General features: G+C 46.4%; 7 protein-coding genes. 1 reads left to right on the forward strand and 6 read right to left on the reverse strand.

What is annotated here, in order from left to right:
• Positions 1–22: 22 nt before the first annotated feature.
• From ilvC to K0A89_12505, 6 genes are all read right to left on the reverse strand, one after another.
• Positions 23–1,024, reverse strand: a complete 1,002-nt coding sequence (gene ilvC / locus K0A89_12480; GenBank protein ID MBW6519299.1) for a ketol-acid reductoisomerase — start codon at positions 1,022–1,024, stop codon at positions 23–25.
• A 59-nt stretch (positions 1,025–1,083) separates the two neighbouring features.
• Complete coding sequence (gene ilvN, locus K0A89_12485) at positions 1,084–1,581, reverse strand: acetolactate synthase small subunit (GenBank protein MBW6519300.1); 498 nt, start codon at positions 1,579–1,581, stop codon at positions 1,084–1,086.
• Positions 1,578–3,278, reverse strand: coding sequence for an acetolactate synthase large subunit (locus K0A89_12490; GenBank protein MBW6519301.1), 1,701 nt, complete (start codon positions 3,276–3,278; stop codon positions 1,578–1,580). The genes ilvN and K0A89_12490 overlap by 4 nt, the downstream gene beginning before the upstream one ends.
• Positions 3,279–3,401: 123 nt before the next feature.
• Positions 3,402–4,886: a 2-isopropylmalate synthase gene (locus tag K0A89_12495; GenBank protein ID MBW6519302.1), complete on the reverse strand. Its 1,485-nt coding sequence runs from the start codon at positions 4,884–4,886 to the stop codon at positions 3,402–3,404.
• Positions 4,887–5,041: 155 nt separating this feature from the next.
• Positions 5,042–6,178, reverse strand: coding sequence for a cell division protein FtsZ (gene ftsZ / locus K0A89_12500; GenBank protein ID MBW6519303.1), 1,137 nt, complete (start codon positions 6,176–6,178; stop codon positions 5,042–5,044).
• Between the two features lie 36 nt (positions 6,179–6,214).
• On the reverse strand, positions 6,215–6,406 hold the full coding sequence (locus tag K0A89_12505) for a ribbon-helix-helix domain-containing protein (GenBank protein ID MBW6519304.1): 192 nt from the start codon (positions 6,404–6,406) through the stop codon (positions 6,215–6,217).
• A gap of 179 nt (positions 6,407–6,585) precedes the next feature.
• On the opposite strand from K0A89_12505, the gene K0A89_12510 reads away from it, so the two are divergent.
• A partial coding sequence (locus K0A89_12510; protein MBW6519305.1) for a DUF166 domain-containing protein occupies positions 6,586–7,251 on the forward strand: 666 nt, incomplete at its 3' end.

Genomic DNA, 7,251 nt, shown 5'->3' on the forward strand with positions numbered 1-7,251 from the left:
ACAAAAATAGAAAAATATGAGCTCAATCTTTATCAGGATTGAGCCAGGGCATCATTGCCCTTAATTTCTTGCCGACTACTTCAATTGGATGCTCGTTCTCCATGCGCTCCATGGCCTTGAGCACCGGACTGTTTGCTTTACCCTCAAGGACGAACTCCCTGGCAAACTCACCGCTCTGTATCCTGTACAGGGCATCTTCCATAGCAAGTCTTGACTCTTCGTTTATGATCTGCGGACCCACGGTCATACCGCCGTATTCTGCAGTATTTGATACTGAATCCCACATCTTGGCAAGTCCGCCTTCATGGATCAGGTCAACGATAAGTTTCAATTCATGCAACGTCTCGAAATAGGCGATCTCGGGCTGGTACCCTGCATCCACAAGAGTTTCAAATGATGCCTTTATCAAGCTGACCGTACCACCACACAGGTCAACCTGCTCACCGAACAGGTCAGTCTCAGTCTCTTCCAAAAACGTGGTTTCGATAACGCCGGCCCTGGTACAGCCAATACCTCTTGCATAGGCCATTCCAATCTGCCTGGCCTTTCCGGTGGCATCCTGGTGTATTGCCAGCAGACCAGGAACGCCATTGCCTTCGACATACGTCCGCCTGACCAGATGCCCTGGGCTCTTTGGAGCTACCATGAACACATCTACATCGGCGGGTGGAACAATCTGATTATAGTGGATATTAAATCCATGGGAAAAGGACAGTGCGTTCCCTGGTTTAAGATTTGGTGCAATATCATTTTTATATATATCTGTTGCAATCTCGTCAGGAACAAGCATCTGGACAACATCAGCGATTGCTGCTGCTTCTGAGACGGTTTTTACAGTCAATCCATCAGCTTTGGCTTTTGCCCATGACCTGCTGCCTTCCCTGAGTCCTACGATTACATTGAGTCCTGAATCATGCAAATTCTGTGCCTGAGCATGACCCTGGCTTCCATATCCAATTACTGCTATGGTCTTCCCTTTCAGTACGCCGAGGTCGGCATCTGAATCATAATACATCTTTACCATTTATTATCTCTCCTGTACTTGAAATTCATATAATTACATTATTGGCTATAAACATTATGCTAACTTTCCACATTCACGGTCTTTGCACCGCGATTCATGGATATCTTGCCAGTCCGCACTACTTCCACGATACCGAAATTGCGCATAAGCTTCTCGATAGCATCGATCTTGTCCCCGGTTCCGGTTACAGCAACAATCATGGTCTTGACACCAACATCAACTATATGCGCCCTGAAAACGTCCACTATCTGTATAACCTCAGAACGGTTGCCTTTATCCACCTTCACCTTTAACAGGGCAAGTTCACGTTCAATGGCATCGGCAGGGTCGAGGTCACTGACCTTTATTACATCAATGAGCTTGTTCAACTGCTTGGTAACCTGGTCAAGCACACGGTCATCACCTGCCACTACAATAGTCATCCTTGAAATATCAGGATTGTCAGTAATACCTACAGCCAGGCTTTCAATATTGAATCCCCTGCGGCTGAACAGCCCGGATACTCTTGCCAGCACACCCGGTTTATTCTCCACCAGCACAGCAAGTGTATGTTTCATGAATGAACCTCCAGGTCAAGTATTTCATTGATAGCCGCACCAGCCGGGACCATAGGGTACACATTCTCTTCCCGCTCGATAACAAAGTCTATGACAGTCGGCCGGCCGGATTCAACAGCTTCCTTTAATGCAGGTCCAACCTCTTGCGGTTTCGTAACCCTCAAACCCAGCGCACCATAAGCTTCGGCCAATTTGACAAAATCAACACTATTATCAATGCAGGTAAAAGAATACCTCCGGTCAAAGAACAGTTCCTGCCACTGCCGGACCATTCCCAGGAACCCATTATTGAAAATGGCCACGATGACCGGGATTTTGTTCTGTACTACTGTTGCAAGTTCCTGGCTGTTCATCTGGAACGAACCATCACCGGAAATGTCAAATACGACCTTATCTGGTTTTCCCATCTTGACGCCCATGGAGGCCGGGAATCCATAACCCATGGTACCTAAACCCCCGGATGAAATGAAGGTCCTTGGCTCATTATACCTGAAATACTGTGCCGCCCACATCTGGTTCTGTCCTACCTCGGTTACTATAATACTATCCGGGTATAACTCATGTATCTGCTCCATGATATACTGCGGCTTCAAGGTATTATCTTTATGATAATACAGAGGATATTCTTTTTTCCATTTTTCAACCTTCTTGACCCAGGCAGTGGTATTGGTCTTGCCGTTCAGTTCCTCATTGATATATTCCGTAAGCACCTTGAGCACTGACTTTGCATTACCAACGATTGGAATATCCACCCGAACATTCTTACTAATTTCTGCCGGATCAATATCAATATGAACGATCTGTGCATTGGGAGCAAAAGAATCGATCTTGCCCGTTACCCTGTCATCAAACCTGACACCAACTGCTATGAGGACATCGGATTCCTGGATGGCATAATTGGCATATTTTGTACCATGCATGCCTGGCATCCCGACACACAATGGATTATCATCCGGAAATGCACCTTTACCCATGAGCGTGGTTGTCACGGGTGCTTTAATGGTCTGGGCCAGTTCAAGTAGTTCTTTGCTGGCCTCGGAGGCAATTATCCCTCCACCCACATATAATACAGGCTGTTTGGCTTTTGAAATAACTTCTGCAGCTCTTTTTATCTGCCTCTTATGTCCGGTCTTGGTGGGTTTGTATCCCCTGAGCTCAACTGATTCAGGATACTCGAAATCCAGTTCATCAGTGGTAATGTCTTTGGGAATATCGATAAGGACGGGACCGGGCCTGCCAGTTGAGGCGATATGGAAAGCCTCTTTTATGATACGCGGCAAATCGTTGACATCGGTGACCAGGTAGTTATGCTTGGTAATTGGAAGGGTAATGCCGGTAATATTAGCCTCCTGGAAGGCATCGTTCCCTATCATGGAACTTGGTACCTGTCCCGTGATCGCAACCATCGGAATTGAGTCCATGTAAGCAGTAGCAATACCTGTTACCAGGTTTGTGGCACCCGGACCCGAGGTTGCCAGGCACACACCAACCTTCCCTGTGGCACGGGCATACCCGTCTGCTGCATGGGCCGCTGCTTGCTCATGCCTTACAAGGATGTGGTTGATGTCTGCATCGAATAATTCATCATAGATAGGTAGCAATGCACCACCAGGGTACCCGAATATCACTTCCACTTTCTCGGCGTATAGAGATTCGATAAGGGCTTTTGCCCCGGTCATTCTCGTCTTTTTACCCATCTATATTTTCCTCCGAATATTGTCCTTATATACAAGTTATGATGATGTGGCCAAAATAATAATGGGGCCACCATAACCTGTATTGAGGTAGTGGTTTTACTACATTAATGTTGTTATCGTACGTTATTTTATCAGCCTGTTTATACCTTCCAGTACAGCTTCAACCGAAGCCAGAATAATATCTGTCCTGGCACCCCGTGCAGTAATAACTTTACCCTCACGGCTGAGTTTCACTCTGACCTCGACCAGGGCATCAGTACCTCCGGTGATCGAATCAACGTGGTATTCATCCAGCCTGATATCTGCAACTCCTGCTATACCTTTTCGCAAGGCTGCAATGGCCGCATCTACAGGACCATCCCCCACACCAGCCTCAACCACTTCTATCCCGTTAACCCTCAGCTTTATTGAAGCTGTTGGAGTCACTCTATTGCCTGAGACCACAGTAAATTCTTCCAGTTTTACCTTTGCCTCATGACTGATGTTGAGCACAGTTTCTGCTATGGCTTCCAGGTCAGCATCGGTAACATGTTTACCTTTATCTCCGAGCTCTTTCATCCGTGTTACTATCTCATCCAATTGTTCAGTACTGACGTCCAGTCCCAGTTCTTTCAATGCCAGTTCCACAGAACTTCTACCTGCATGTTTGCCCAGTACGATCTTGCGTTCCCGGCCTATATCTTCCGGTTTTATTGGTTCGTATGTTGACGTGTCTGCCAGCAGGCCATGAACATGGATACCGGCCTCATGTGTAAAAGCATTACCGCCCACAATGGCCTTGTTTGGAGCAACCATGATACCGGTTGACCTGCTCACAAGCCGGGAAGTGGTGTAAAGTTCTTTCAGATTTATGCGGGTTTTATAGCCGTATATAGTCTCAAGTCCCATGACCACTTCTTCAAGTGATGTATTCCCTGCCCTTTCACCAATACCGTTTATGGTAACATGGGCCTGTGAGGCTCCACCCCGCAATGCTGCAAGCGTGTTCGCTGTTGCCAACCCGAAATCATTGTGACAGTGAACTGAGATTGGCCGGCCCAGGGTTGATAACTCTTTGAATATTTCAAAAGCTTTCTCAGGTACCAGCAGACCTACCGTATCGCAATAGGTTATCCTGTCCGCACCTGCATCAATCCCTGCATTGTATAGTGATTTCAAAAATCCCATATCTGCACGGGACGCATCCTCGCCGCTGAGTTCCACAATAAGACCATGGTCCTTTGCATACTGCGTGGTATCTACGGCCATCCGGGTTACTGTTTCCCGGTCCTTTTTGAGTTTGGTGCGGATATGCAGGTCAGATACCGGGACCACGAGATGGATGGAATCGACCTCGCACTCAAGCGCAAAATCAATATCCTCCCTGCGTACCCGGCAGTAGCTGCAGATCTCTGCATTCAGTCCTTCCCTTGCCACGGCACGAATAGCATCCCTTTCACCTACCGAAGTTATAGCAGAACCCGCTTCGATAATGTCAACACCCAGGCTATCAAGTTTATGGGAGATTAAAACCTTATCCTCAGTTGAAAGGGATACGCCAGGAGTTTGTTCGCCATCCCGCAGGGTAGTGTCTAAAAATCGGATATCTCTATTGACAAATAAAATGATCCCTTCTTGTCATGTACTATCACCCAATATGGTAGGTGTTCAAATAATGTTAAAATATAAAAAAGTATCGAATATTAAAATGCACGTCAATAACTATTATTTTTGAAAAATGAAAAAAAGGCAGACATTACTGCCTGCCACGTTCTTTGATATTTCTAATGCATTGGAATAACGTCGATGATCGAACCGCCGTTGTTCCTTGATCCCATCACGTTATTTAATGATACCCTGTTCTTTTCACCATAGTTGACAGACTGGGACTGGGGACCCAATATCTGGGCCGACTGGACTCCGGTCATGATGGCCATGACACGTACTCTGCCTTCATATTCCTTATTTATCCTGGCACCCCATATCACATTTGCACGTCCGTCAAGTTCATAGGTGAGTGCTTCAGCTATCTCTTCTGCTTCGGATAGTGTCAGGTCAGGTCCGCCAGTGATATGGACAAGACAGCCTGTTGCTCCCCGGTAATCCACATCAAGTAATGGGTGGTTCAAAGCTGCACGCACTACGGCATCGCCTTTATCCTGGTTCCTTGCCTCACCTACCAGCATAACTGCAACGCCTCCGCAACCCATAATGGTCTTTACATCTGCATAATCCAGGTTTATCAGTGACGGCTGGGTAATCGTCTCGCTGATACCCTTTACGGTTTCTGAGATCAACTGGTCCATGACAGAGAATGCCTGTTCTATGGGAAGATTTGGTACATAGTCCAGCAGCCTGTTATTATCAAGTACAAGTACTGTATCTGCTGCTGACCTTAATTGTTCAAGACCTTCTTCAGCCTTTAATGCCCTTGCACGCTCGACCCTGAAAGGACTTGATACCATACCTACGACAATGGCATCATTCTGCTTGGCAATTTCTGCCACGACAGGTGCGGTGCCTGTTCCGGTGCCGCCGCCCATACCAGCGGTGACAAATACAAGGTCTGCATCCTTCAATACTTCTTCCAAAGTGCTGCGTGCCAGTTCGGCTGCCTTTCTTCCGATTTCAGGATAGCCGCCAGCGCCAAGACCTCTGGTGAGGGATTTTCCTACCAGGATCTTTTTATCAGCCTGTATCATGTCCAGATGCTGTTTGTCTGTGTTTATGGCAATCGTTTCTGCACCATTGACTCCCATATTGTATAGTCTGTTAATGGTGTTATTACCTGCTCCGCCGCAACCTACAATAACGATTTGTGGCTGCCCGAACTCTTCACACATCTCTTCGAGTTTTATGTTTTCCCGAAGGAGTTTTTCTCTTTCGCTGTTCCTTAATGCTTGTTGTACAATAGATTCCATCTATTTTTCATCCCCTCTAATCCTCTATTTTTTAGCTCATGCGCTTGAGGTAGCACCTATCCGTTCCATCAACTGGAGGTTACGGAGTAGTTTATCGCTTCTTTGATCTATCAGGTCTCTTATAGCCGTCCTGATTGCTTCGGATGTGGACGGAAATTCTCCTTGTTCTACCATCACATCGATCATTTTTAATTGCTGCTCGGGGAGCCTTAGTGTTACTCTTTGCATCGGTTTACTCCCAGCGTCAATTCCTGTCAGCCAGCTGTCTGACAGATGTATGACGCATGTCTGCTTTCTGTCTGATGTGTGTCTGACTAAAATATGACGTGTGTATGCTATATGTCTGACGTCAATAATATATATAGTTTACGGCAATTCTTATACCTTTGTCAGAACAATATAGATTCATGCTCTCAATTGGAGTTATCACCCGGGGCAAGTATGGCAGGCGATTACTGGATACGCTCTCGAATAAAACGGATTTTTGTTATTTGTCCACTTCAATACCACAGATATTGCCTGACTTCATTGACGAGCCTGAATCCTTTCTTGATAACCTTTCACTGGATGCAAAGGTACTATCATCTGAACTGGTAATAACATACAGCTTACATCCTGACATCACTCCTGAAATTGTCAGGAGAGCTGCTCTATCAGGGGCAAAAGCTATTATTATCCCGGGAGGCTGGTCGCGTGCGGGAGACCCCGGATTATTAAAAGATATTTCAAAAAAATACGACATCGAAGTAATTGTAGAAGATATCTGCTGTGAGATTGGAAAGAGTGAAAATGTTTCGGTAAATGAATTTGCATCAATACTGGGTCGCCCCAACCTTGAAGTAAAGGTGGAAGCAGGCAAAATAAAATATATAAAGGTAATCAGGGGAGCACCTTGCGGCTCCACATGGTGGATGGCAGAGCAATTACCAGGTGTACCCATCTCGGAAGCACCTGCCAGGGCAGGATTGTTGGTGCAGCAATACCCCTGCCGGGCTGTCAGGGGGACCGGAGGCGGGATACATCGCTCGGCAGAATTGCACAAAAAGGCAATAGAAGACTCAATTGAAGATAAT

The organism is ANME-2 cluster archaeon (assembly GCA_019429385.1).
In the GTDB taxonomy this organism is placed as follows: Archaea; Halobacteriota; Methanosarcinia; order Methanosarcinales; family Methanocomedenaceae; genus Methanocomedens_B.